A 25,149-nucleotide genomic window follows, 5' to 3' on the forward strand; every position below is an offset into this window, starting at 1 on the left:
ACGGCACCGCCGACGCCGACGGCAACCGGCGCACCACGGGACCGTGCGCCGGGTCAGCCGCCGATGTCGATGACGCGCCGCGTCACCTGGCCGCTCTTGGGCAGGCGCACCGTCAGCACGCCGTGCGCCATGTCGGCCTGGACGGCCGCGACGTCCACATCCCCGGGAACGCGGACCCCGTAGGAGAAGGACCCGGACCTGCGCCGCAGCGCACTGCCGCTCCCGGACTGCTCGACCGTGCCGTGGATCTGCAGCTCGCGGCCGTCGATCTCGATGTTGACGCTCTCCCGGGGGATGCCGGGGAGTTCCGCACGCACCAGGTACGCGTCGCCCGCGTCCTCCTCCTCGACCAGCGGCATCCAGTGCCGGGAGGGCTCGGCGGGCTGCGCCGAGTGCTCGAACAGGCGGCTGACCTCGCCCCACAGCTGCTGGAGTTCCACGGCGGGGTCGTGCCCGGCCCACCAGGCCGACCTGGCCGACTTCGCGAGGCCCGTGCTTTCGTCCATGGCGGTTTCTCCCCTTTTCGTCGGGTCCGCGAGTCAGTCTAGGCCGGAAGCTCTCCGCTCGCGCACGCAACGCTCGGTGACCGCGGAGGGGCCGTGGACGACCGTGTAATAGGGGAGGCGCACGCGCCTGCCGCCCCGCTCTCCGGAGCCCGACGGCCCTTCTCCCGCCTCGCCTCCGCCCCCGGCCGGGGGCGGAGGTGCTCCGGTTGCGGAGCCCCTGACATCGCGGTTCAGTGAAAACCTGATCCGTCGCGCACCAGGAGCTGGAGCTGCCATGTCGATGTCGTTCGGTTCACCGTTCGGTTCGTCCGACCCCTTCAGCGAACTGTTCAATCGCTTCTTCGGCATGTCCCCGGCCTCGTCCCCGCCCGCCGTGCAGCGCGTCCCCATCGGACGGCTGCTGACGGAGGCGTCGCACGAGCTCCTGAACCTGGCCGCGCGCAAGGCGGAGGACGACGGGACCTCCGACCTCGACACGGAATACCTTCTGTGGGCCGCCACGCAGGTCGAGCCCTCGCGCCGGCTGCTCGCCCAGGTGGGAGTGGAGCCCGACGCCCTCGCCGCGGAACTCGCCGAGGTGCTGCCCCGGGAGTCCGGCACCCCGTCCGCCGAGCCGGGGCTCACCCCGGCGGCCAAGCGGACCCTTGCCAACGCGTACGCCCACTCCCAGGCGGCCGGTGTGTCGTACATCGGTCCCGAACACATCCTCGCCGCACTGCTGGAGGACGCCGACTCCGGCGCCGGCCGGGTGCTGTCGGCGGAGGGTTTCGACGGCAGGAAGCTGGCAGGCATGGCGGACCAGACGTCCCGTCCCGAGGGCGGGGGCGGCGAGCGGAAGAAGACCCCGGCGAACACGCTGGAGGAGTTCGGCCGCGACCTGACCGAAGAGGCGAAGCAGGGCAAGCTCGACCCGGTCGTCGGCCGCGCCGACGAGATCGAGCAGACCGTCGAGATCCTGTCCCGCCGCTCCAAGAACAACCCCGTGCTCATCGGTGAACCCGGCGTCGGCAAGACCGCGATCGTGGAAGGCCTCGCCCAGCGCATCGTCGCGGGCGAGGTCCCGCAGACCCTCAAGGACAAGCAGGTCATCGCGCTCGACATGTCCGCCCTGGTGGCCGGCGCGCAGTACCGCGGCCAGTTCGAGGAGCGCCTGAAGAAGGTCATCGACGACGTCAAGGCGTCGCAGGGCAACATCATCCTCTTCATCGACGAACTCCACACGGTCGTCGGCGCGGGCGCCACCGGCGAGGGTTCCATGGACGCTGGCCAGATCCTCAAGCCCGCGCTGGCCCGCGGTGAACTGCACGTCGTGGGCGCGACGACCATCGACGAGTACCGCAGGTACGTCGAGAAGGACGCCGCCCTCGAACGCCGCTTCCAGCCGGTGCTGGTCCCCGAGCCGAGCGTCGCGGAGACGGTGCTCATCCTCCAGGGCCTCCAGGACGCCTACGAGGCCCACCACGGCGTCCGGTTCGACCTCGCCGCCCTCGAAGCCTGCGCCGGGCTCTCCGACCGCTACATCACCGACCGCTTCCTGCCGGACAAGGCGATCGACCTCATGGACCAGGCCGGTGCGCGGGTACGGCTGCGCAGCGCCGAGCGCTCCACCGAGGTGGTCAGCCGCGAGGACCGGATCGCCAAGCTCCGCCGCGAACTCGACCAGGCCGTCTCCGGCGAGGACTTCGAGAAGGCGACGAACCTGAAGAAGGACATCGCCGAGGCCCAGGCCGAACTCGCCGGCATCGAGGAGCGCCGCGAGGGCGTGGTCATGGTGACCGCGAAGGACATCGCCGACGTCGTCTCCCGCCGCACCGGCATCCCCGTCGCGCAGCTCACCGAGAGCGAGCGCGAGCGGCTGATGAAGCTCGAGGAGGAGATGCACGCCCGGATCGTCGGCCAGGACGAGGCGGTCACGGCCGTGTCGCAGGCGGTGCGCCGCAACCGGGCCGGCATGGGCGACCCCAACCGCCCGGTGGGCTCCTTCCTCTTCCTCGGCCCCACGGGTGTGGGCAAGACCGAACTGGCCAAGACACTCGCCGAGTTGCTGTTCGGCGACGAGGACCGGCTGATCCGCTTCGACATGAGCGAGTTCCAGGAGAAGCACAGCGTCGCCCGGTTCGTCGGCGCGCCTCCCGGATACGTCGGCTACGAGGAGGCGGGCCAGCTCACCGAGAAGGTGCGCCGTCAGCCCTACAGCGTGGTGCTGTTCGACGAGGTGGAGAAGGCGCACCCCGACATCTTCAGCACGCTGCTGCAGATCCTGGACGACGGCCGCCTGACCGACGGCCAGGGCCGCACGGTCGACTTCCGGCACTGCGTCATCATCATGACGTCCAACATCGGCGCCCACCTGATCCTGGACCACAAGGGCGACGTGAAGGAGATCAAGGACGACCTGATGGAGGAGCTGCGGGCGCGCTTCCTGCCCGAGTTCCTCAACCGCATCGACGACATCATCATCTTCCACGGCCTGACCGAGGAGAACCTGGGGAGCATCGTCGACCACCTCCTCGCGCAGAGCAGGCGGCGCGTCGAGGCGCAGGGCATGAAACTGGAGGTCACGGAGGCGGCCAAGAAACTCCTGATCGCCCACGGCCACCAGCCCGAGTTCGGTGCCCGCCCGCTGCGCCGCACCATCCAGACCGAACTCGACAACCGCATCGCCGAACTGCTCCTGAGCGGCCAGGCGGAGGCCGGCGACACCATCGTCGCCGACGTGAAGGACGACTCGCTGCACGTCATGGTGCGCAAGCCCGGTGAGCACGGCAAGGACGAGCCCGCGAAGAAGGGCACCGCCAAGGCGGCCGCCGAGCCGGGCGACAAGAAGGACACCAGGTCCGGCGCCAAGAAGACCGCGAGCCCGCGTGCCAAGAAGGAAGCCAAGCCGGCCGAGGACACCGAAGCGAAGAAAGGCTGACGCGGCCGAACGCCGGAGGACCGGACGGACGGCTGTCCGGCACGATGACCCGGGCGTCACCGTCCGCCCGGGTCTTCACTCCATGAGGAGGACCCCATGGCGCACCACCACAAGTCCAACAAGAAGGTCGAGGGCAACCCGGACTACGGTCATGGGCGTGGTCTGCCCCGGCGCCCCGACGAGACGCAGCTCCAGGAGCGCACCGTGGAGGACCGCCGGGAGATGGGGCTGCCCGTCGCGGAGCGGCAGAGTCCCGAGGCGGTGTACGAGGCGGAGCGGGCCGAGATCGACCTCCAGACCGGCGAGGGCGAGATGGAGACCGGCGACGTCACGCGCAGGGAGCGGGACCCGTTCCCGCCGAGCCGCTACGACGGCGACTGACCGGCCGCCACAGGCAGCACCACACCAACGGGGAACAACAGGGCAGGGCCACCCGGATCCGGGTGGCCCTGCCCATGCGTGCTCCGTGCTAACCGATCGACACGACGACCGCCGTCGCCTGCCCGTCCGGCGCGTCGTAGCGCACGGTGTCACCGGGCCGGTGTCCGAGCAGGGCTCCGCCGAGCGGGCTGTCGGACGTCACCAACTGCCGGTCGTCGGCGTCGGGGAGTTCGCTGATCCGGAAGGTGTCGGTCGACCCGTCCGGGAACCGGACGGTCACCGTGCTGCCCACGCCCACCACGTCGGTGGGGGCGGGACCGGCCAGGTCCGCCTGGCGCAGCCGCACGGTGATCTCGTCGATGCGGCGCTCCAGGCGTGCGGCCTCCTCGGAACGCTGCAACTCGTCGGCCTGGTCGGCGTGGTCGCCGGTCTCGGTGGTGTCCTGCAGCGTCGCGGCGGCCATGTCGTGTTCCTGGCGCAGCACGGCGAGCTCTTTCTCGAGCGCTTGGCGAGCCTGCGCGCTGATCGGCTCGGGGTCTCCCGGCATCCCTGCTCCCGTGGTACAAGGCGGAAAAGCTGGACGAGGCAACGATAGGTGCGCCGGTGCCGGACGTGCCAGTTGTGCGCCGCGGGGGTGTGGGTGCGTGCGGGATGTCCGCCGTCAGGTGCCGGGCAGCCAGGGCCGCTGCCAGGGCGGCGAGCCGGCCAGCAGCTCGGCGGCCTGCGGCGGTCCCCACGAGCCGGCCGGGTACGGGAGGACGGGCGGCGGATAGGTCAGCAGCGGCTGGACGATCCGCCAGCACTGCTCCACCGCGTCCTGCCGGGCGAAGTACCGGTCGTCGCCGGTGAGGGCGGCGTACAGCAGCCGCTCGTACGGGGCGAGGGGCTCACCGAGCTCGTCGGCGAAGACGGTGTCGAGCGGGACCAGCCGCCACGCGGACTCCACGCTCAGCGCGGACAGTTGCAGCCGCATCCCGGGATCGGGGCCGATGCGCAGCACGATCTGGTTCGGCGCGACCTGGCAGGGGTCCGGCAGGAAGTTCAGCCGCGGCGGCTCGCGCAGGATCAGCCGCACCTCGGTGACCCGCGCGGGCAGCCGCTTGCCGGCCCGGATGTAGACCGGCACCCCCGCCCATCTCCAGTTGTCGATCTCCAGCTTCAGCGCGGCGAACGTCTCGGTCGTCGACCCCGGGGCCACCCCGGGCAGCTGGAGATAGCCGTCGTACCGGCCGCGTACGTAGTCGCTCGCCCGGGCGTCCGGGATCGCCCGCAGCACCTCGACCCGCTTGTCCCAGAGGTCGTTCGCGCCGGGGCCGACCGGCGGGTCCATGGCGACCAGGGCGAGGACGAGCAGGAGGTGGTTCTGCACGACGTCGCGCAGCGCGCCGACGGGGTCGTAGAAGCGGCCGCGGGTCTCCACCCCGAACTCCTCGGCCATCGTGATCTGCAGCGAGACCACGCTGTCGCGGTCCCACAGTTCGGCCATCGCGGAGTTCGCGAACCGCAGGTACTCCAGCTCGATCACGGGCTCCTTGCCGAGGAAGTGGTCCACCCGCAGGATCTGCTCCGGGGCCAGCACCTGGTTCAGCCGACGGTTCAGGGCGCGGGCCGAGGCCAGGTCGTGGCCGAACGGCTTCTCCAGCGCCACCCGGGCCTGCGCGACGAGATGCGCGGCGGCGAGCCGGTCCACGATCGGCGCGAACAGCGACGGGGGCATCGCCAGGTAGTACAGCGGACGGCGGCGGCCGCCCAGGGCCTGCGCGAGCCTCGGGTACAGCTCGGGCGCGGACACGTCTCCGGACAGGTACGTCAGCCGGGAGGCGAGCCGTTCGAACGTCGCGTCGTCGACGGACCCCTCGGCCCGCTCGACCGACTTGCGCGCGCTGTCGACCAGTTCCGCGGTGGTCCACGCGCGGCCGGCGACCCCGATCACCGGAACGTCCAGCAGACCCCGGCTCTCCAGCCGGTACAGCGCGGGGAACGTCATCTTCTGCGCGAGATCTCCGGTCACCCCGAAGATCACCAGAGCGTCGGCCTCCCAGTCACCGGACATCCGCCTGCGCCCCTTCCTGCGGTGCGAAACCGAGTTCCCGTGGTGCGAAACCGAGCGAGCCGCTCCTCGTATCGTCCGCGCCGGGAGCGGCGTCCGCGACTCGTGCCCCGGGGGGTCCGGCCCGGCCCGTGGCCCGGACGCAGGCGGAGGTGACCCGGGGGTGACTTCCGGTGGAGGGGCGACAGGCCCGGAGGTATCGTGCCTGCACGGGCCGCCTGTACGGGCACGCCAGGCATCCGGTGCCCCGGCACGCGGTCTCTCCCCCACGCCCGCAGGAGGTTCCCATGTCCTCGAAGCGACGCCGGAAGAAGAAGGGCCGCCGCAAGCACGCGGCGAACCACGGCAAGCGGCCGCAGTCCTGAACCGGGCCGCCCCGGCGCTCAAGGGGTGTCTCTCCCCTGAAAGGCCCAGCCGCCCCCGCGAGGCCGAGGCGGCCGGGCCTTCCAGGGCCGGTCACGACGGCGCACACACGGTCCGAACCCCCGAGAGGGGCGCAGAGGGGAATACTGTCCGGCCATGAGCGAACAGGGTGAACCAGAGCGGGAGCCGGGCCTCCCGGACCGGGAGCCGATTCCCGGCGTGCGCCGCGAACCGCTGCTGGACGCCCGGGTGGGGTCCAAGACCGGCCCCGGCGCGGGCGGATCGATCGGCACCGTCCTCGTCGCCACGGCCGCCAACCTCGGTGTCGCCCTGGCCAAGGCCGTCGCCGGTGTCCTCAGCGGCTCCAGCGCCATGCTGGCCGAGGCCGGGCACTCGGTCGCCGACACCATCACCGAGCTGTGCCTGCTCACCGCGCTGAAACGCAGCCGCAGGCCCGCCGACGAGGACCACCCGCTCGGCTACGGACCCACCCGCTACATCTGGGCGCTCCTCGCCTCCGTCGCCACCTTCGTCGGCGGTGGTGTGTTCGCGCTGTACGACGGCATCCACGCCCTGACCCACGACGAGAAGCCCGGCAACCCGCTCATCGCGTACATCGTGCTCGCCGCCTCCTTCGTCCTGGAGGGCATGTCGCTGCGCACCGGGCTCAAGCAGGCGACCGGGCGCGCCGAGCACTTCCGGGTGCCCACGCTGGGCTACCTCCGGCACACGCCCGACACCGCGGTCAAGGCGGTGGTGATGGAGGACTCGGCGGCCCTCGTCGGCCTGGTGCTCGCCGCGCTCGGCCTGCTCGGCGGCCAGCTCACCGGATCCGGCGTGTGGGACGGCATCGCCTCCATCCTCATCGGCGTGCTGCTCGTGTTCGTCGCCTGGGTCCTCGGCCGCGCCAACTCCGAACTGCTCGTCGGCCGCGCCCTGCCGGCGTCGCTGCGCAACGCCGTGCGCCGGGAACTGCTGTCCGTCGGGCCCATCGAGAACGTCATGGAGCTGACGACCCTGGTGCAGGGACCGGGGGAGATCCTCATCGCCGCGAAGGTCGACTTCCGCGACGTCTCCACCTCCCGTGAGATCGAGCAGGGCTGCGAGGAGGCGGAGACCCGGCTGCGCGCCCTGATCCCCGCCGTCAAGCGGGTCTACCTGGACCCCACACCGCCCCGCGGCGACGACTGAGGCAGGTCCCCGGCCCTGACGCTCGCGTCCCCGAGGACAGAAGGGATCCCCCGGCGCCGTGACCTCCCCGCCCTCCGACACCCGGGCCTTCGTCGTCATCGGCGAGACCAACGTGGCCCGCCGGGTCTGCGCGACGCTCCAGGAACGCCCCGGCGGGGTCGTCCACCTGATCGAGCCGGGCGACCGTGAGCTGCGCGAGGCCGTGCGGGACGACGCGGACGGCGTCGCCATCCTCCTGCACGACGACGTCGCCGCCCTGCGCTACGCCCTGGCCGTCGCCCATCTCGCCCCGAGCGTCCCCATCGTGGCCACCGTCTTCGACCGGACCGTGTCCGACGAGTTGGAGCGCCTCCTGCCGCAGTGCGACGCGACCTCACCGGCCGATCTCGCCGCGCCCGCCCTGGCCGGCCCGTGCGTCGACCCGCGGTACCTCGCCGTCCAGCGCTCCGGGGAACGGGTGCGCGCCGTACGCGCGCGGCACGACGTGCCGTACGTCGAGGAATGGCAGCCGCATCCGCGGCGGCTGTGGCGCCGCCTGGAACACGTGGCACGCCAGCTGCGCCCGTACGACGCCGGTGCCCGGCTGCTCCTCATCGGCCTGGCCGGCATCCTCGCCGTGCTGCTGGCCGACTGGGGATGGCTCGTCACCCATCACCTGCCGCCGGCCGAGGCGTTCTTCCACGCGGCCCGGGTCGTCGCCGGGGTCGGACCGGCCACCGCCGGCACCGAGGAGACCGGCTACGAGGTCGCCTCCGGCGTGGCCATGCTCGCGACCCTCGTCTTCAGCGCCCTGTTCACCGCGGGGGTCATCGAGCGCATGCTCGGCCCCAAGCTGATCGGCCTCGTCGGCCCGCGCACACTGCCGCGCTCGGGGCACGTCATCGTCGTCGGCATGGGGCAGGTCGGCATGCGGCTGTGCGCCGAACTCCAGCATCTGGGCATCCCCGTCGTCGGCGTGGAACGCGATCCGCACACCACGACGGCCCGGCTCGCGCGTTCTCTGGGCATCCCCGTCATGACGGGCCACGGCGGCGACCGCGCGGTACTCGAACGGCTCCGTCTCGGACACGCCCGCGCGCTGGCAGCCGTCGGCTCGGACGACCTCGACAACATCGCCGTCGCCATCGCCGCCCACGGTGTGGCCTCCGGCACCCGGGTGGTCGTCAGGGCGGGGGAGCACGAGGCGATCGCGGAGACCCGCTCCCTGCTGCCCATGGGCACGATCAGGGACGTCACCAGTCTCGCCGCCGCGTACGTTCTGGCCCGGCTCCTGGGCGAGCCGGTCACCGGTGTGGTCGCGCACCAGCACGACGTGTGTCTCCAGACCGGCGACGAGACCTTCGTCCCCTGGCCGCTCACCGCGCGCGACCGGTGCCCGCACACCCCGGGCACGGCCGCGGCCCCGCCGCCCGCCCGGCACGGCTGACCGCACCGTCCGGCGGGCCGCGGCGGCGCGGTGAGCGCGCTTCCGGTGCCGCGGACCCTGACCGGCGGATCCCGGGCGGCGGACCGTACGCGGAGGGCGAAGACTGGAGCGGACTGTTCCGCCTAGGGAAGGATCTCGCCATGGGCCGCCTCCACCGCAAGGATCTGGGACTGCTGGCCGTGCGCCTCGGCACGGGAGGAGTGCTGTGCGCGCACGGTACGCAGAAGCTCCTGGGCTGGTTCGGCGGCGGGGGCGTCGACGGGACCGCGAAGGCCATGGAGGCCATGGGGTTCCGTCCGGGCAGGCCCGCGGCGATCGCCGCGGGTCTGAGCGAGGCGGGCGGCGGTCTGCTGCTCGCGGTGGGCTTCGCGACCCCGGCGGCGGCCGCCGCCGCGGCCGGCGCGATGGCCGGCGCGGTCGCCGTGCACTGGAAGGCGGGCTTCTTCAGCACCGCCGGCGGCTACGAATACCCGGCCTATCTCGGATTCATCGCCGCGACCCTCGGCATCTCCGGCCCCGGCCGCTACTCGCTGGCCCGGGTGCTGGGCTGCCGTCTCGACCGCCCGGGCATGGTGCTGCTCTCCTTCGCGGCGGCCACCGTGGGCACCGCCGCCGTGGTGGCGCGCCGCGAGCAGGCGCTTGCCGCCGCGAAGTCCGAGGAAGGCGCGCATCGCTGAACGCGCACCACTGAACGCGCACCACTGAACGAGCCGCGCCGCGCGTGCCGTCCGCCCGGCGCGGGGGTGGCAGATAAGTGGCATAACAAGAGAAAAGTGGGCAAATAAGAGCCGAATACCTGCTTGTGTGTCGCGGGCACGAAAAGGCTCCGGAAATGCCGAGAGTGATGCTTTCCATGAGGACTTACGAGCCGCCTGGCGGGCGTACTTTGCCAGACATAGTCTGATCTGGAGCTCCATATGCGGATATGGAGTCATGCCCGGACGGCGGAAGGGTGAGAGCCTTGAGCACCATCGACGACGACAAGCGGGCCATGGAAGCAGAGGATCTGCTCGAACCTCAAGTGGGGCCCACTCCGGAGGGCTTTCCGCACTTCCACCCGTACCACCACCCCGCCGCCGGCTGGGGTGCCGCCAAGGCCGTGACCAAGTTCCTGCTGCGCGAGGGCGAGCTCTTGGACGGGCCGCGAGCGATGTTCAAGATGAACCACGAGGACGGCGGCTTCGACTGTCCCGGCTGCGCGTGGCCCGACGACATGAAGGGCCTCAAGCTCGACATCTGCGAGAACGGCACCAAGCACGTCATGTGGGAGATGACCCACAAGCGTGCCACCCCCGAACTCTTCGCCCGCCACACGGTGAGCGAGATGTACGAGTGGAGCGACTTCAAGCTCGAGGACCAGGGCCGGCTCACCCATCCGATGGTGTACGACCCGGACACCGACCACTACGTCCCCATCAGCTGGCACGACGCGTTCGAGCTGATCGGCAAGACGATCCGCGGGCTGGAGAGCCCGCACCAGGCGTCGTACTACACGTCGGGCCGCCTCGGCAACGAGGCCACCTTCCTGTACCAGCTCATGATCCGTGAGCTGGGCACGAACAACATGCCCGACTGCTCCAACATGTGCCACGAGGCCAGCGGCCGCGCCCTCCAGGCGGCCCTCGGCACCGGTAAGGGCACGGTGGACCTGAAGGACTGGGAGGCCACCGACGCGCTGTTCATCATGGGCGTCAACGCGGCCTCCAACGCGCCCCGGATGCTCACCTCCCTGGTCGAGGCGTACCACCGCGGCGCCCAGATCGTGCACATCAACCCGTTCATCGAGGCCGGCGCGACGCGTGCGCTCATCCCGCACGACATCCTCGACATGGCCACCTTCCACTCGACCCCCGTCAGCACCCTGAACCTCCAGGTGCGGGTGGGCGGCGACATGGCGCTGATCCGCGGCATGGCGAAGGCCGTCCTGGAGCAGGCCAAGACCGACCCGAGGGCCCTGGACCGCGAGTTCATCGAGCGGCACACCCACGGCTTCGAGGAGTACCGGAAGGTGTGCGAGGCCACGGAGTGGTCCGACATCGAGCAGCAGTCCGGGCTCAGCCGCGCCGACATCCTCAAGGCCGCCCGCATCTACACCGACGCCGACCGCAGCATCTTCAGCTGGTGCCTGGGCGTCACCCAGCACGAGCACGGGGTGAGCACGATCCGGGAGATCGTCAACATCCTCCTGCTGCGCGGCAACCTGGGCCGCGAGGGAGCGGGACCGTCCCCGGTGCGCGGTCACAGCAACGTCCAGGGCAACCGTACCTGCGGCATCGACAACCACCCGCCCGAGCAGTTCCTGGAGCGGATGGACGAGGCCTGCGGGATCACCTCGCCCCGTGAGTTCGGCCTGGACACCATCGGCACCCTCCAGGCGATGAACCGCGGCGACGTGAAGGTGTTCGTCGGCATGGGCGGCAACTTCGCCCTCGCCGTGCCGGACTCCGCGTTCTCCTACGAGGCGATCCGCAACTGCGAACTCACCGTCCAGGTGAGCACCAAGCTCAACCGCAGCCACGTCGTGCACGGCAAGCAGGCGCTCATCCTGCCCTGCCTCGGCCGCACCGAGAAGGACCACCAGCGCCAGGGCGTCCAGGCCACGTCGGTCGAGGACTCCATGAGCATGGTCCACCTGTCGGTCGGCATGAAGCGACCGGCCTCCAAGCACCTGCTGTCGGAGCCCGCGATCGTCTCCGGCATCGCCCGCGCGGCCCTGCCCACGAGCGCCACCCCGTGGGAGTGGTACATCGAGGACTACGACCGCATCCGCGACACCATGTCCCGGGCCCTCGACGGATTCGAGGACTTCAACCGCCGGGTGCGCCTGCCGCTGGGCTTCCGCATCAAGCAGCCCGCCCGCGAACTGGTCTTCTACACCAAGACCGGAAAGGCCGAGTTCTCGGCCGCCCCGCTGCCCGACGTGATCCCCGAGGCGGGCATGCTGGCGCTGGGCACGATGCGCTCGCACGACCAGTGGAACACCACGATCTACTCGGACGACGACCGCTACCGCGGCATCAAGAACCTCCGCACGCTCGTCTTCATGAACGCCGACGACATGCGTGAGCGCGGGATCTCGGAGTTCGACCCGGTCAACATCGTCAGCACGGCCAGGGACGGCAGCCACCGTTACCTGGAGGACTACCTGGCGATCCCGTACGACATGCCGAAGGGCTGCGCGGCTGGCTACATGCCGGAGATGAACGTGCTGTGCGCGCTGTGCGACTACAGCACCGAGAGCGACCAGCCCATCATGAAGCACGTCAAGGTCCACATCACGCCCGCCACCTGAGCGGCGCGCGCCTCTCCGCCGGCGGCCGGGCCCCCTTCCGAGGGGGCCCGGCCTCTGTGCGTGTCACCCCGGCCTGCGCCACGCGTCCCCCGGCCTGCGCCACGCGTCCCCCGGCCTCGCACCGCACCCCCTCGGCCATGCACGCCACCCCCGGCAGCGCACGGCACCCCCGGCAACGCACGGCACCCCCGGCAACGCACGGCACCCCCGCACGGGAGGACCGTGCGGGGGTGCCGGGAAAGCGGCCGGTGCCGGATCGAGGGGGCCGGTGCCCCGGAGGGTCAGTGGCCCCCGGCCGGGATGTGGTGGACGGCGATGCGCCGGCTGAAGACCCAGTACGTCCACGCCTGGTACATGACGATGAGCGGCGTGAAGATGGCCGCGATCACGGTCATCACCGTGAGCGTGTAGGAACCGGAGGAGGAGTTGCTGACCGTCAGCGACCACGCCGGGTTCAGCGTCGACGGCATGACCTCCGGGAACAGGGTCAGGAACAGCATGGCGAACGTCGCGATCACGGTCAGGCCGGAGAAGACGAACGCCCAGCCCTCACGGCCCAGCTGGTTGAAGTACATCGCCACGACGAGCGCCACGAAGGCGACGATCATCACGCCCAGGCTCTGCCCGTTGCCCGAGTTCGCCTGCGTCCACAGCAGGAACGCCAGGGCCAGCAGGAGCGAGGCCGCGCCGAGCACGGGGGCCAGCTTGCGGGCGCGCTCGCGGATCTCGCCGTCCGTCTTCAGCGCCGCGAAGATCGCGCCGTGGCAGGTGAACAGCACCAGTGTCAGGATGCCGCCGAGGACCGCGTACCCGTTGAACAGGTCCCCGGGGGTGCCCACGTACGACTTGGCGCGGTTGATCTCGATGCCGCGGGTCATGTTGGCGAAGACGACGCCCCACAGGAACGCGAGGAACACCGAGGTCCAGAAGGTCACCTGCTCCCAGCTGCGCTGCCATCGGTGGCTGGAGCGCTTGCCCCGGAACTCGAAGGACACGCCGCGGGCGATGAGGCAGATGATGATGATCAGCAGGGGTACGTAGAAGCCGCTGAACATCGTGGCGTACCAGTCCGGGAAGGCCGCGAACGTGGCGCCCGCGGCCGCCACCACCCAGACCTCGTTGCCGTCCCAGACGGGCGCGATCGTGTTGATGAGCACGCGCCGCTCGGTGTCGTTGCGCGCCAGGACCTGGGTGAGGACGCCGATGCCGAAGTCGAACCCCTCGAGGAAGAAGTACCCGACCCAGAGGAGGGCGATCAGGATGAACCACAGATCGTAGAGGTGCATGGAGATCCGTCCTCAGTAGGCGATGGAGAGGGGTTTGTCCTGCTCCTCCGGGGAGACGCGCAGGGTGGGATCCTTGGCCGGCGGCTTCTCGTCGGTCTTGGGGCCCGGTTTGGCGTACTTGACCATGAGGCCCCCCTCGACGACGGCGAGGATCGCGTAGAGCACGCTGAGCGCCACCAGGGAGCCGACCTGCTCGGCCACGCTGACGTTGGGGGACACCGCGTCCGCCGTCTTCTTCAGGTGGAAGACCACCCAGGGCTGGCGCCCCATCTCGGTGAAGATCCAGCCGAAGCTGTTGGCGAGCAGCGGGAAGCCCAGGGTCAGGGCGGCGATGCGCCAGCACCACTTGGTGAAGAACGGACTCATCCGGATCTTGTCGGTGAGCATGAGGTTCGGCGGCTCGTCCTCGCCCGTGCGGTACGAGGGGGCGACCCAGAATTTCTTACGCGTGAGCCACAACCCGATCAGGCCGATCGTGAAGCTGGTCATGCCGAAGAAGATCATGAGGCGGAAGCCCCAGTACGTCATGAAGATGTTCGGGATGTAGTCCGCGCGCGTGCCGCCGAACAGACGCACCTGCTCGTCGGCCCGGTTGTTGATGCCGGGCACGGCGGAGTGGAAGTCGCTCTTGGCGAGGAAGGACAGTGCGCCGGGCACTTCCAGGGCCACGTCGTTGCGGCCCTTGTTCACGTCCCCGACGGAGAAGATCGAGAACGGCGCCGGCGCCTGGGTGTCCCAGAGCGCCTCGGCGGCGGCCATCTTCATCGGCTGCTGCTCGAACATGACCTTCGCCAGACGGTCGCCGCTGAGCGCGGTCAGGATGCCGGCGATGGCGGTGACGACCAGGGCGCAGCGCAGCGAGGCACGCATCGCGGCGATCCGCTTGCGGTCGGTGTCCCGGCCGCGCTTGGCCCGCCACAGATGGTAGGCGGCGATGCCCATGACAAAAGCACCACCGGTGATGAACGCCGCGGTCAGGGTGTGGAAGACCTGCACCAGCGTGGTGTTCTGGAACAGCACGCGCCAGATGTCGGTCAGCCGCGCCTTGCCGGTGAGCGGGTCGATCCGGTAGCCGACCGGGTGCTGCATGAAGGAGTTGGCCGCGAGGATGAAGTACGCGGACAGCAGGCTGCCGATCGTGACGATCCAGATCGTCGCGAGGTGCACCTTCTTCGGGAGCCTGTTCCAGCCGAAGATCCACAAGCCGATGAAGACGGACTCGAAGAAGAAGGCGATCAGCGCCTCCATCGCCAGCGGGGCGCCGAAGACGTCACCGACGAAGCGGGAGTAGTCCGACCAGTTCATGCCGAACTGGAACTCCTGGAGGAGGCCCGTGACGACACCCATCGCGATGTTGATCAGGAGGAGCGTCCCCCAGAACTTGGTGGCATGGAAGTACTTCTCCTTCCCTGTGCGCACCCAGGCCGTCTCCAGGCCCGCGACGATGCCTCCGAGGCCGATGCTGAGCGGGACGAAGAGGAAGTGGTAGACGGTCGTGACACCGAACTGCCATCGGGCGATGGTCTCGTGAGCGATTGCTAGTTCCACTACGTCCTTCTCTCGCTCGATCCAGCCGCATTTCGGATAAAAGCTATCTCTTATGCATACTCCCGGCGAGTCAGGCAAATCAGGTGAAGGACTGTTCGGGTGAGCGCCGGTCCGGCCTGCCGGTGAGGCGCCGCCTGCGACCCTGGCAGGCTCGCAAATATGACCCTGATCACCCTTTTTCTTACGTATCTGCGATGTGTCCCGATAAACAAGGTCTGAAATGCGCGGGAGCAATTCCTTCTCGTGTCGCGGCGGCACACTCGCCCGGGCGGTCCCGCAGGACCGCCGCTGATCCGCTACCCGCAGGTAAGGCCGCCTGTTTGATAGGAAGGCCCGCTCACCGGCAGACTCGGCGTCATGAGATCCAGGACGCCGCTTCCGGCCCGGCCCGAGTCATGACCACCGCATGTGTCGTGGGCGGCGGCCCCAACGGCCTCGCCGCCGCCGCCCTGCTCGCGAGGGCCGGGCTGCGCGTCACCCTGCTGGAAGCCGCTGACGAGACCGGCGGCGGCACCCGCAGCGACGAGGCCCTCCTCCCCGGGCTGCTGCACGACCACTGCTCGGCCGTCCACCCCCTGGCCGTCACCTCGCCGGCGCTGCGCGCGCTGGACCTGGAACGGCACGGGCTGCGCTGGCGGTCGGCGGACGTCGACTGCGTCCACCCGCTCGACGACGGCACCGCCGGTGTCCTGCTGCGCTCGGTCGAGGAGACGGCACGCCTGCTGGGCCCCGACGGCGACCGCTACCGCGCCCTCCTCGCACCGTCGGTGCGCCACTGGGACGCCCTCGCCCAGGACACCATGGGCCCGCTGCTGCGCGTCCCGGCGCACCCGTGGCTGCTCGCACGCTTCGGCCTGCCCACCGTGCTGCCCGCCCGGGCGCTCGCCCGCCTCTTCGGCACGCCGCAGGCCCGCGCCCTGTGGGGAGGCGTCGCGGCACACGCCTACCGCCCGCTGTCCGGCCTGTTCACCTCCGCGATCGGGCTCGGCATCCTCACCGCCGGCCACGCCGCGGGATGGGCCGTGGCCGAGGGCGGCTCCCGGTCCATCACCCGCGCCATGGAGAACGCGCTCCGCGAGAACGGCGGCACCGTCCACACCGGTGTCCGTGTGACCGACCACCGGCAGATCCCGCCCGCCGACGTCACCCTGCTCGACCTCGACCCTCACCAGGCCGCCCGCATCTACGGCGACCGGCTGCCGGCGCGGGTGCGGCGGGCCTACGGGCGGTTCCGCCGCGGCCCCGGCGCCTTCAAGGTCGACCTGGCGGTCGAGGGCGGCGTTCCGTGGACCAGCGAGCCCGCACGCCGCGCCGGGACCGTGCACCTCGGCGGCACGTTCGCCGAGATCGCGCGGACGGAACGGGAGGTGAGCGCCGGGCGCATGCCCGAGCGGCCCTTCGTCCTGGTCGGCCAGCAGTACCTGGCGGACCCGTCCCGGTCGGTGGGCGACGTCCACCCCGTCTGGACCTACGCGCACGTGCCGCACGGCTACGACGAGGACGCGACGGAGGCGGTCCTGCGCCAGCTGGAGCGGTTCGCCCCGGGCGTCCGGGAACGCGTCGTGGGCCTGCGGGCCACCCGCCCCGCCGACTTCGCCGCCGCCAACCCCAACTTCGCCGGGGGCGACATCCTCACCGGGGCCAAGACCGCTCCGCAGCTCCTGTTCGGCCCCCGCTTCGCACTCGATCCCTACTCCACCGGCGTCCCCGGCGTGTTCCTGTGCTCGGCGGCCACCCCGCCCGGCCCCGGCGCCCACGGCATGTGCGGCGCCGGAGCGGCGGCCTCCGCCCTGCGCCACCTCGGCATCCCGGCGGACACAGCGCTGGGTCCCCGACCGGAGCGCCTGGCCGGCTGAACGGCTGTCGTGCCGCGTCACCGTGCGCTGCGGCACGCGCGCCGGGCTACCGGTCGCGGAGCACGGTCACGGCCGGGAGGTGCTCGAAGAACGCGACCGGTTCGGGCCTCCAGCGGGTGCGCCAGGAGGCCGCCGTGGCCGACGCCCGGTGCGCGTGCCGCTCCGCGGCAGCCTGCAGCGAGCGGTCCACGCCGTGGCGCCGGGCTATGGCGCAGACGCGTCCGAGGGTGTCGTCGTCGCACTGCGGGTCTCCGAGGGCGCCCTCGACGGTCCTGCGCTCGCCCGCGTCGAGGGCGTCGGTGGTGAGCAGGGCGTGGACGGCGTAACTGCGGCGGCCGGATCGGATGTCGGTGCCGACGGGCTTGCCCAGTGCGGCGGGGTCACCGAACAGGTCGAGCCAGTCGTGGCGGAACCGTCGATGATGTCGTCGTGGATCAGGCCGTGGGTCTGCACCAGCTCGATGCTGATCGCGGCCTCGTCGAGGCCCGGTACCGGACGGTCGCCGGCCAGCGCGGCCGCCTCGTGCAGGAAGGCCACACGCAGGCTTTTGCCGCCGCGCAGCGACATGTCGCGCACGAGGTCGAGGGCGCGCGCGGGGAACCTTCCCGGGGGCACTTCGAGGGCGCCGCCGGCGGGGTCGGTCAGGGAGTCGAAGTAGGCCGCGAAGCGTGGTTCGAACCGGCGCCGGTGTTCGGCCGCGCGCTGACGGGCGGCGAGGACGGTGGTGTTCACCTGCCCAGACTTTCACCCGTCGAGCCGTGCGTGCGTGCGTCAGCGTCTCGCGGGCCCCGATCGGGGACAGCCGGCGCTCGGGCGCGGCGAGATGGTGCCCCCGGGAATCCGGATGGGTGAAGTCTCGGGGGCACACCCTTCCATCGGCGAGCGCACGCGACCGGCGGAATGGATCGATCATGGCAGCGGAAGCGGGAAGGCGCATGTCGGCGGACCGCGCGACGCCATGGGGTGAGGAGCGCACGCCGGGCAGGGCGCCGGAGCAGCCCCGCGCGACCGGCGAGGCGGGGGGAGCAGCCCCGCGCGGCCGGCGAGGCGGGGGAGCAGTCCTGCGCGGCCGGCGAGGCGCGTGATCTCCGCACGAAGGGCCGCTGACAGACAGGTGCTCCAGGGATACGCTCTGGATTTCCGCGTCGCGCCCGGGCGACAATCGCCCGCATGACCGAGTCCTCCGGTGGCCCGTCCACCTTCCGTGACCTGTCCGCCCTTGTCGCCTCGCCCCGCGTCAACACCCTTGCCCTGTCCGTCGATGGCACGCGTCTCGTCGCCGCCGTGCAGTCACTGTCCGGGGACGGGACACGGTTCGTGTCCGGTCTGTGGGAGATCGATCCCACCGGGGAACGCGACGCGGTGCGGCTGACCCGGTCCGACAAGGGTGAGTCGGGGCCGGTGTTCGGTCCGGACGGGACGCTGTACTTCCTGTCCGGACGCGCCGCCGGGGACGACGACGAGGACGAGGGGGCCGCGCTGTGGGCGCTGCCGCCGCGCGGGGAGGCCGTCGTGGTGGCCCGGCACCCGGGCGGCATCGACGCGGTCACCGTCGCCCGCGACTCCGGCGCGTTGTGCCACACCGCGGGGCTGCTGCCGGGCGCCGCCGACGCCGAGGCCCACGGCAAGCTGCGCGCGGCGCGAAAGGACGCGCAGGTCACCGCGGTCCTCTACGAGGCCGGCCCGACCCGCGCCTGGGACCACGACCTCGGCCCGGCGGAGCCGCACACCTTCGTCCGTGCCGGTGCCGGCGCGGAACCGGTCGTCGCCGGTGGGCAGGGGATCGGTCTGGAGGACCCGGGGGACACGGCGTTGTCGCCGGACGGCACCCGCGTCGCGTACTGCCGGTTCGTGCCCGGGAGGGTCCCGGACGAGCATCGCACCGCCGTGGTCGTGGCCGACGCGGTGAGCGGTGAGGAGATCCACGTCGTCGGCGACCTGGAACACCTCTACGAGGCACCGCGGTTCACCCACGACGGCTCGGCCGTCGTGTGCTTCCGGATGCGCTTCCCGACGTACGACGCCCCCGCGGACGTGACGCTCGTCCGGGTCGGCGTGGCCGACGGAGCGGTGCGGGACCTCCTGCCCGGGTTCGACAACTGGCCCGGTGGCGCGGTCTGTTCACCGGTGGACGACACGATCTTCTTCACGTCCGACGAGGAGGGGCACGCCCCCGTCTTCCGGCGCGACCCGGACGGCGGCGTCACCCGCCTCACCGCCTCGGGCGCCTACGACTCGCTGACGGTGGCCCCGGACGGGCGGACGCTCTACGCCCTGCGCCACGCGGTCGACGCACCGCCGGCGCCGGTCCGGATCGACGCCGGCGTCGTCGACCAGACGCCGGCCGCGCTGCCCGCCCCGGGCGGCGTCGGGGAACTGCCCGGCACGCTCACCGAGGTGCACGTGGAGGCGGACGACGGGTTCGTGCTCCGCGGCTGGCTCGTGCTGCCCGAGGGCGCGTCCGCCGAGCGGCCCGCCCCGCTGCTCGTCGCCGTCCACGGCGGACCGCAGGGCAGCTGGAACGGCTGGACCTGGCGGTGGAACCCGTGGCCGTTCGCCGCGCGCGGCTACGCGGTGCTGCTGCCGGATCCGGCCCTGTCGACCGGCTACGGGCAGATCAACCAGCGCCGCGGCTGGGGGCAGTGGGGCGGGCGCCCCTACACGGATGTGATCGCGCTGACCGACGCGACCGAGGCCCGGGACGACATCGACGCCTCACGTACGGCGCTCGCCGGCGGCTCGTACGGCGGGTACATGGCCAACCGGGTCGCCACCCGCACGGACCGGTTCAAGGCGATCGTCAGCCACGCGGGTCTGTGGGACATGGGGATGTTCCAGGGCGACACCGACGCCCCCTGGTACTTCCAGCGGATCTTCGGCCACCCGCTGAACCGCCCCGAGCGGTACGAGGCCGACTCGCCGCACCTGGACGTCGCGAAGATCCGCACCCCGATGCTGGTCATCCACGGCGCGAAGGACTACCGCGTGCCCGTCGGGCAGGGCGCCTCGCTCTTCCAGGAGTTGCAGCGGCACGAAGTTCCCGCGAAGTACCTCTACTTCCCGGACGAGAACCACTGGATCCTGAAGCCGAACCACTCGCGCCTGTGGTACGAGACGACCCTCAACTTCCTCGACCACCACGTCCTCGGCGCCGAATGGCAGCAGCCCGGCCTGCTGTGACCCGGCCCACGGGTGACCGGAACACCGGGCGCCCGACGGCCTGTTGGTGACAGGTGGAGGAGCCCCCCGCCCAGCCGGCGAGGCGGGGGGCTCCGCGCGGTGCCGGCCTGCCGGTGCGGACGAGGGCCCACCACGGCGGGCAGCGCCGTGTCCGGTGCCGGGTCGCCGGCCCGGGCGCGGGGGCGAGCAGGCGGGTGACCGCGGCCGACCGCACGGCTCCGGCCGGGCGGTGCCGAGCCCGTCCACGCGGACCGCGTGCAGCGGTGGCGCGCAGGGGATCACCGGGCGGCGGACCGGTGCGCGAGGACGTCCACCTGATGCGGACGGCGTGGCCGCAGAGCGGCGGAATGCGCCCGGCCGGCCTCCGAGACCCCCCGATATGCTGCTGTTTTTCCCGGACCGCCTTTTCGCGCCCGCCCCTGGAAGGACACCCCTTGGAGTTCCGGCTGCTCGGCACCGTCTCCGTCGACACGCGCCGCGGACCGCTGCCGCTCGGCCCCGCCAAACGCCGCAGTCTGCTGGCCGCGCTGCTGCTCTCGGCCAACACACCCGTCTCGATGGCCCGGCTGACGGCATGCCTCTGGGACGACGTGCCGCCGAGCCAGGCCCGGAGCGTCATCCAGGGGCATGTCTCCCGCCTGCGCGCCCTGCTCGCGGACGGGGACGCGGAGGCGTACGGGGTGGACCTGCGGACCATCGGCGACGCGTACGCGCTCCGGCTGCCGGAGACCCTGCTCGACGCCCAGCGGTTCGAGGAACTGCTGACGCTGGCACGCGAGCAGCGCGACCCCGGCGACGCCGTACTGATGTACCAGGACGCCCTCGCCCTGTGGAAGGGCCCCGCGCTGTCGGGTGCGTTCGCGGGACCGCCGCTCCAGGCCGCGGCGCACTCCCTGGAGGAGTCACGGCTGTCCGCCGTGGAGCAGCTGGCGCGCGCGTACGGCAGGCTGGGGGAGCACCACCGGGCCGCCGCGGTGCTGCGCACCGAGGCCGTCACGCACCCGCTCCGCGAGTCGCTGTCCGCCGCGCTGATGACGGCGCTGTACCAGGCCGGCCGCCAGTCCGAGGCGCTGGACTGGTTCCACCGCACGCGGCGGCTCCTCGCCGACGAACTCGGCATCGACCCCGGGCGCGAACTCGCCGACGCGTACGGGCTGATCCTGCGCGGTGACCCGGTACCGGACGGCGCGCCGCCCGCCGTCCGGCCCGCCACGCCCGGCATCCCGGCCACCGCGCCGGCCGCGCACCCCTCACCGGCCGTGCAGACCGCACAAGCCGCACAAGCCGCACGAGCCGGTCGGGGCGCCCCGGCCACCGCAGTCGGCGCTGTCGCCCCGGCCGCACCCCCTGCCGGGCGCGACGGGCGCGACGGGCACGACGGTTCGGCAGACGGCAGGGCGGCGGACGGCACGGCCGGCCCGGAATCCGTCACCCTCCCCGGCGGCGAGGGCGCCCGCCCGGCCGCCGGCGACGGGACCCCCGGCGTACGGCACCCCGCCGCCGCAGACGCCGCCACACGGCCGGCGGCCCTCGACGACGGCACCGCGCCCCCGCCTCGCAGCGGCACCCCGCCCCAGCCCCGCACCGGCACCGGCACAGCGACCCCGCCCCACATGGCCGCCGGAGCTTCGCACCCCGCACCGTCCGCCGCCGCCCACCCCCACCCCCGTCCCGTTCCGCTCCCGTCCCTCGTCCCCGGTGACACGCACCTCGCCGACCTGCTGCCCCGCGCGCCACGCGGTTTCCACGGCCGCGGCGCCGAACTGGCCGCGCTCGGGCGGGCCTCCGCCGGAGAGGCACCGGTGTGCCTGGTGACCGGTCCGGCCGGAGTCGGCAAGACCGCGCTCGCGCTGTGGTGGGCGCACCGCAACGCGGACGCGTTCCCCGACGGCCGTCTCTTCGCCGACCTGCACGGGTTCAGCGACACCGGCGAGCCGGCGGTCACCGAGGTGCTGCGCGAGTTCCTGCTGGCCCTGGACGTGCCGGCCCGTCGCGTGCCCGAGTCGGCGTCCGCCGCCGCGGCCCTGTTCCGCTCCCTCACCGACCGGCTGCGGCTGCTGGTCGTCCTCGACAACGCGCGCGACTCCGCCACCGTCCGCGCCCTGCTGCCCGGCGGGCCCGACTGCGTCACCGTCGTCACCAGCAGGAACCGGCTGGAAGGCCTCATCGCCTCGGACGCCGCCCGCCCCGTGCCGCTCGGCACGCTCGACGCGCAGGACGGCACCGCGCTGCTCGCGGGCGTCCTCGGCGAGGAACGCGTCCTCGGCGAACCCCTCGCCGCCCGCAGGCTCGCCGAACTCTGCGGCGGACTCCCGCTCGCCCTGCGGGTCACCGCCGCGCGCCTGGCCGGGCGGCCGCAGTGGACGCTCGCCGGACTCGCCGACGAACTCGCCGACGAACGCGGACGCCTGGCCTACCTCGACGTCGACGACACCGGCGTCCCGGCCGCGCTCCGGCTCACCGTGCAGCAGCTCCCGCCCGACGCCGTCCACCACTTCGGCCGGCTCGGACACCACCCCGGCACCCACTTCGACCCGTACACCGCCGCGGCGCTGGCCGGCACCGACCCGGTGACGGCCGCGGCCGCCCTGGAACGGCTGGGCGCCGCGCACCTCGTCACCGAGACCGCACCCGGACGCTGGGAACTGCACGACCTCGTACGGCTCTACGCGCGTGGCATCGACCCGGACGCCGGACCCGACGCACTGCTCGGCGTCCTCGACCACTACATCGCCACCGCCCTCGCCGCCGCCGACACCGCCGAACCCGGCGGCGAGGCCTGCTTCTCCCTGCCCGAGCGCTACCGGCGCCCGGCCGCCGTGCGGGACTTCACGGACCGGGCGCACGCCATGCGCTGGCTGGCCGTCGAACGGGAGGACCTCGCGCGGGCCGTGACCGCCGCCCGGGCCGCCGGACTCGACGACCGGGCCTGGCGGATCATCCTGCTCCAGTGGCCCCAGGTGGTCTGGCGCGTCCGGGACAACTGGGTGCCACTGCTGCGCACCGCGCTCGACTGCGCCCTCGCCGAGCAGGACCCCTACGCGGAGGCCCGGGTGCGCACCCTGCTCGGCTGGGTCCTCGGCGAGGAGGGCATGCTCGCGGACGCCGTGGACCTGCTGACCCCCTCCCCGGAGCTCGCCCGGCGGGCCGGCGACCCGCTCGGCGAGGCCACCGCGCTGATCAACCTCGCCGTCGTCCAGGCCGCGCAGGGGGCGCTGGACGACGCGCTGGACGGCTGCACCCGCGCCGTGGACCTGGCCCGCGGGGAGAAGGACGCGCACACCGAGATGCTCGCCCTCCAGCACCTCGCGCGGATCCGGTTGAGCACGGGCCGCCCGCGGGAGGCCCTGGACGTGGCGCACCGGGCGCTGGACCTCGGACCCGAGCACGAGCAGGCCGCGCGCAGAGCGCTCCTGCTCACCGTCTGCGGGGAGGCCCGGCTGGCGCTCGGCGAGGAGGCCGAGGGCATCCGGCTGCTGGACCGCGCCGCCGGGGAGGCGGAACGCGCGGGGTACGACGAGGGCGCCGTACAGGCCCTGGAGGCCCTGCTGCGGGTGAGCGGGCGCGCCGACCACCGCAGACGGTACGAGGACGCCGTACGGCGACTCGCCGCGGACGACGCGTAGACGGGCCACGCGCGAGAGACCACGCGGGAGAGGCCACGCGCGAGGGGACCGCGCGAGAGGCCACGCGCGCAGGCCGGCCAGGTGCAGGCGGGCGCGGACGGTCACCCCTGAAGAAGCGCGCGTGAGCGCGCCGGGAGGGGGGTCCGGCGCGCTCCGGACGACGTCAGCGAAACGTCAGCGGGACATCACCGGAACGTGAGCGACACGGCCGAGACTCGACATGTCAGCAGGTCAGAGCACGGCCGACGATCCGACCGGTCGTCGTCGTACGTACACACGGGGGACATCTCCATGAACGCATCACGTCAGCGCGCCACCTTCCTCGCCGCCGCCACGGCGGCCCTCGCCCTCAGCCTGACCGCCTGCCAGGACGGCACCGGCACCAAGGCCGAGGGCTCCGCCGGAGGCGCCGCCTCCGCCGCCGCGGCCGCCCAGGGGTCGGGCTCCGGCGCCGGCAAGGCGACCACGGCCGGCGACGGACAGAAGGCGTCGGGTTCGGCCGGCACCACCGGTTCGACGGGTTCCACGGGCTCGTCCGGCTCCTCGAAGGCGCAGGGCTCCTCGGGCTCCTCCGGTGGGTCGGGGTCCTCCGCCTCCACGCCCGCATGCACGTCGAAGGACGTCAGGATCACCGCCGAGCGGCAGGACGGCCCGCCCTACACCCACATCGTCCTGACGGCGAAGAACATCTCCGGGCACGGCTGCCGGATGGCGGGCCACCCGCGCATCCAGTTCCTGGAGAGCAGCAAGCAGGACGTGCCGGCCGTCGCCAAGAGCCGGCCCGCCGTTCCGACGGTGATCGCCCCGGGCGAGCCCGCGTACGCGGCGGTCAAGCTGTCCGACGGCGGCAGCGACGAGGACGGCGAGCCCGTGACGGCCTTCTCCGTCTGGCTGGAGGGCGCCGCCGACGGCGACTCCATCACCGTCGACTCCTCGGCCGGCGGCGGTCTCTTCGTCGACCCGGCCAAGGCGCTCACCGGCTACTGGACCACCGAACTGCGCAACGGCGCCGACGAGTTCTGACCGGCCCCCCGGCGCTCCGCCGTGCCGCGCCCGTGCGCGCGCGGCCGGGGCGGAGCGCCGGGAGAGGAAGATCACCCCGGATGGCGCGGTCTTGGCCAGGTCCACGACACGCGGTACCTTCGGTGCGATATCGACGACGGCGGAACGGAAGCCGGTGGGAACCCGGCACGGTCGCGCCACTGTGTGCGAGCGGCACTTCGGGCCGTTCGTGAGTCAGACCCGTGGCCGTCGTCCTGTGCACCACCGAGATGGGACGCGAACTCCCAGAGGAGGTCCTGCCATGGCGCAGACCGTCGCCCAGCCGACAGCCACCACCCCCGTCGTACCCGCCACGCTGCCGCTGAAGGCGATAGCTCCCTGGGCGGTCTTCTTCGGCGTCCTGATGATGATCATGCTGTACTTCGTCGGCGCCGAGCAGGGCGCCACCTCCGTGTTCAACGGCACGGACGTCCACGAGTGGGTGCACGACGCCCGCCACCTGCTCGGCTTCCCCTGCCACTGACA

General features: G+C 72.3%; 19 protein-coding genes and 1 riboswitch. Of the genes, 12 read left to right on the plus strand and 7 right to left on the minus strand.

Annotation, left to right across the window (positions count from 1 at the left end; all coding sequences use genetic code 11):
• Window positions 1–53: 53 nt before the first annotated feature.
• A complete protein-coding gene (locus ACIPRD_RS09535; protein WP_356405194.1) occupies window positions 54–506 on the minus strand; it encodes an Hsp20/alpha crystallin family protein in 453 nt (150 codons plus the stop codon).
• Between the two features lie 274 nt (window positions 507–780).
• Here ACIPRD_RS09535 and ACIPRD_RS09540 point away from each other — a divergent pair, with 274 nt between their 5' ends.
• Both ACIPRD_RS09540 and ACIPRD_RS09545 read left to right on the plus strand, forming a co-directional pair.
• Window positions 781–3,423, plus strand: coding sequence for an ATP-dependent Clp protease ATP-binding subunit (locus ACIPRD_RS09540; protein ID WP_356405196.1), 2,643 nt, complete (start codon window positions 781–783; stop codon window positions 3,421–3,423).
• 96 nt (window positions 3,424–3,519) lie between these two features.
• Window positions 3,520–3,804 carry a hypothetical protein gene (locus ACIPRD_RS09545; RefSeq protein ID WP_356405198.1) on the plus strand — a complete coding sequence of 95 codons (285 nt, stop codon included), beginning with the start codon at window positions 3,520–3,522 and terminating at the stop codon, window positions 3,802–3,804.
• An 88-nt stretch (window positions 3,805–3,892) separates the two neighbouring features.
• Here the strand turns inward: ACIPRD_RS09545 and ACIPRD_RS09550 are convergent, their stop codons facing one another.
• Both ACIPRD_RS09550 and ACIPRD_RS09555 read right to left on the minus strand, forming a co-directional pair.
• The gene (locus tag ACIPRD_RS09550; protein WP_401561585.1) at window positions 3,893–4,351 is read right to left on the minus strand and encodes a GreA/GreB family elongation factor; all 459 of its coding nucleotides are present in this window, start codon (window positions 4,349–4,351) and stop codon (window positions 3,893–3,895) included.
• Between the two features lie 114 nt (window positions 4,352–4,465).
• Window positions 4,466–5,857 carry a glucose-6-phosphate dehydrogenase gene (locus ACIPRD_RS09555; protein ID WP_356405202.1) on the minus strand — a complete coding sequence of 464 codons (1,392 nt, stop codon included), beginning with the start codon at window positions 5,855–5,857 and terminating at the stop codon, window positions 4,466–4,468.
• A 284-nt stretch (window positions 5,858–6,141) separates the two neighbouring features.
• Between ACIPRD_RS09555 and ACIPRD_RS09560 the strand changes: the two genes are divergently transcribed.
• The 5 genes from ACIPRD_RS09560 to ACIPRD_RS09580 all read left to right on the plus strand — a co-directional run bounded on the left by ACIPRD_RS09560 (window position 6,142) and on the right by ACIPRD_RS09580 (window position 12,126).
• Window positions 6,142–6,219, plus strand: a complete 78-nt coding sequence (locus tag ACIPRD_RS09560) for a 50S ribosomal protein bL37 (protein ID WP_373296929.1) — start codon at window positions 6,142–6,144, stop codon at window positions 6,217–6,219.
• A 154-nt stretch (window positions 6,220–6,373) separates the two neighbouring features.
• Window positions 6,374–7,408 (plus strand): cation diffusion facilitator family transporter, encoded by a 1,035-nt coding sequence (locus ACIPRD_RS09565; protein WP_356405204.1) that lies wholly within the window; start codon window positions 6,374–6,376, stop codon window positions 7,406–7,408.
• A 58-nt stretch (window positions 7,409–7,466) separates the two neighbouring features.
• Window positions 7,467–8,834: a potassium channel family protein gene (locus tag ACIPRD_RS09570; RefSeq protein WP_401561589.1), complete on the plus strand. Its 1,368-nt coding sequence runs from the start codon at window positions 7,467–7,469 to the stop codon at window positions 8,832–8,834.
• 140 nt (window positions 8,835–8,974) lie between these two features.
• Entirely contained in the window at window positions 8,975–9,511 is a 537-nt protein-coding gene (locus ACIPRD_RS09575; protein WP_401561592.1) for a DoxX family protein, read from the plus strand.
• Window positions 9,512–9,825: 314 nt separating this feature from the next.
• Window positions 9,826–12,126, plus strand: coding sequence for an FdhF/YdeP family oxidoreductase (locus tag ACIPRD_RS09580; RefSeq protein ID WP_401561916.1), 2,301 nt, complete (start codon window positions 9,826–9,828; stop codon window positions 12,124–12,126).
• Between the two features lie 281 nt (window positions 12,127–12,407).
• Here the strand turns inward: ACIPRD_RS09580 and cydB are convergent, their stop codons facing one another.
• Window positions 12,408–13,412 carry a cytochrome d ubiquinol oxidase subunit II gene (cydB, locus tag ACIPRD_RS09585; protein ID WP_356405211.1) on the minus strand — a complete coding sequence of 335 codons (1,005 nt, stop codon included), beginning with the start codon at window positions 13,410–13,412 and terminating at the stop codon, window positions 12,408–12,410.
• A gap of 12 nt (window positions 13,413–13,424) precedes the next feature.
• Window positions 13,425–14,960, minus strand: coding sequence for a cytochrome ubiquinol oxidase subunit I (locus ACIPRD_RS09590; protein WP_356405213.1), 1,536 nt, complete (start codon window positions 14,958–14,960; stop codon window positions 13,425–13,427).
• A 395-nt stretch (window positions 14,961–15,355) separates the two neighbouring features.
• Here ACIPRD_RS09590 and ACIPRD_RS09595 point away from each other — a divergent pair, with 395 nt between their 5' ends.
• A complete protein-coding gene (locus ACIPRD_RS09595; RefSeq protein ID WP_401561595.1) occupies window positions 15,356–16,816 on the plus strand; it encodes a phytoene desaturase family protein in 1,461 nt (486 codons plus the stop codon).
• A 46-nt stretch (window positions 16,817–16,862) separates the two neighbouring features.
• On the opposite strand, the gene ACIPRD_RS09600 is transcribed toward ACIPRD_RS09595, so the two are convergent.
• The gene (locus ACIPRD_RS09600) at window positions 16,863–17,006 is read right to left on the minus strand and encodes a hypothetical protein (protein ID WP_401561598.1); all 144 of its coding nucleotides are present in this window, start codon (window positions 17,004–17,006) and stop codon (window positions 16,863–16,865) included.
• A gap of 14 nt (window positions 17,007–17,020) precedes the next feature.
• Window positions 17,021–17,548, minus strand: coding sequence for a polyprenyl synthetase family protein (locus tag ACIPRD_RS09605; RefSeq protein ID WP_401561601.1), 528 nt, complete (start codon window positions 17,546–17,548; stop codon window positions 17,021–17,023).
• Between the two features lie 438 nt (window positions 17,549–17,986).
• On the opposite strand from ACIPRD_RS09605, the gene ACIPRD_RS09610 reads away from it, so the two are divergent.
• From ACIPRD_RS09610 to ACIPRD_RS09625, 4 genes are all read left to right on the plus strand, one after another.
• Complete coding sequence (locus tag ACIPRD_RS09610) at window positions 17,987–19,996, plus strand: prolyl oligopeptidase family serine peptidase (RefSeq protein ID WP_401561604.1); 2,010 nt, start codon at window positions 17,987–17,989, stop codon at window positions 19,994–19,996.
• 434 nt (window positions 19,997–20,430) lie between these two features.
• Window positions 20,431–23,622: a BTAD domain-containing putative transcriptional regulator gene (locus ACIPRD_RS09615; protein WP_401561607.1), complete on the plus strand. Its 3,192-nt coding sequence runs from the start codon at window positions 20,431–20,433 to the stop codon at window positions 23,620–23,622.
• Between the two features lie 291 nt (window positions 23,623–23,913).
• A complete protein-coding gene (locus ACIPRD_RS09620; RefSeq protein ID WP_356405228.1) occupies window positions 23,914–24,645 on the plus strand; it encodes a DUF4232 domain-containing protein in 732 nt (243 codons plus the stop codon).
• A gap of 103 nt (window positions 24,646–24,748) precedes the next feature.
• Window positions 24,749–24,890, plus strand: a riboswitch (cobalamin riboswitch).
• A gap of 35 nt (window positions 24,891–24,925) precedes the next feature.
• On the plus strand, window positions 24,926–25,147 hold the full coding sequence (locus ACIPRD_RS09625) for a CbtB-domain containing protein (protein ID WP_356405230.1): 222 nt from the start codon (window positions 24,926–24,928) through the stop codon (window positions 25,145–25,147).
• Window positions 25,148–25,149 lie beyond the last annotated feature (2 nt).

It is taken from the genome of Streptomyces sp. NPDC090108, assembly GCF_044747185.1.
In the GTDB taxonomy this organism is placed as follows: domain Bacteria; phylum Actinomycetota; class Actinomycetes; order Streptomycetales; family Streptomycetaceae; genus Streptomyces.

Bases quoted from the DNA above. Each gene is read 5' to 3' on its own strand.
- ACIPRD_RS09545 (WP_356405198.1), top strand. From the start codon at position 3,520: ATGGCGCACCACCACAAGTCCAACAAGAAGGTCGAGGGCAACCCGGAC.
- ACIPRD_RS09560 (WP_373296929.1), top strand. From the start codon at position 6,142: ATGTCCTCGAAGCGACGCCGGAAGAAGAAGGGCCGCCGCAAGCACGCG.
- ACIPRD_RS09625 (WP_356405230.1), top strand. From the start codon at position 24,926: ATGGCGCAGACCGTCGCCCAGCCGACAGCCACCACCCCCGTCGTACCC.
- ACIPRD_RS09565 (WP_356405204.1), top strand. From the start codon at position 6,374: ATGAGCGAACAGGGTGAACCAGAGCGGGAGCCGGGCCTCCCGGACCGG.
- ACIPRD_RS09555 (WP_356405202.1), bottom strand. From the start codon at position 5,857: ATGTCCGGTGACTGGGAGGCCGACGCTCTGGTGATCTTCGGGGTGACC.
- ACIPRD_RS09580 (WP_401561916.1), top strand. From the start codon at position 9,826: ATGGAAGCAGAGGATCTGCTCGAACCTCAAGTGGGGCCCACTCCGGAG.
- ACIPRD_RS09535 (WP_356405194.1), bottom strand. From the start codon at position 506: ATGGACGAAAGCACGGGCCTCGCGAAGTCGGCCAGGTCGGCCTGGTGG.
- ACIPRD_RS09540 (WP_356405196.1), top strand. From the start codon at position 781: ATGTCGATGTCGTTCGGTTCACCGTTCGGTTCGTCCGACCCCTTCAGC.
- cydB (WP_356405211.1), bottom strand. From the start codon at position 13,412: ATGCACCTCTACGATCTGTGGTTCATCCTGATCGCCCTCCTCTGGGTC.
- ACIPRD_RS09620 (WP_356405228.1), top strand. From the start codon at position 23,914: ATGAACGCATCACGTCAGCGCGCCACCTTCCTCGCCGCCGCCACGGCG.
- ACIPRD_RS09595 (WP_401561595.1), top strand. From the start codon at position 15,356: ATGACCACCGCATGTGTCGTGGGCGGCGGCCCCAACGGCCTCGCCGCC.
- ACIPRD_RS09550 (WP_401561585.1), bottom strand. From the start codon at position 4,351: ATGCCGGGAGACCCCGAGCCGATCAGCGCGCAGGCTCGCCAAGCGCTC.
- ACIPRD_RS09575 (WP_401561592.1), top strand. From the start codon at position 8,975: ATGGGCCGCCTCCACCGCAAGGATCTGGGACTGCTGGCCGTGCGCCTC.
- ACIPRD_RS09610 (WP_401561604.1), top strand. From the start codon at position 17,987: ATGACCGAGTCCTCCGGTGGCCCGTCCACCTTCCGTGACCTGTCCGCC.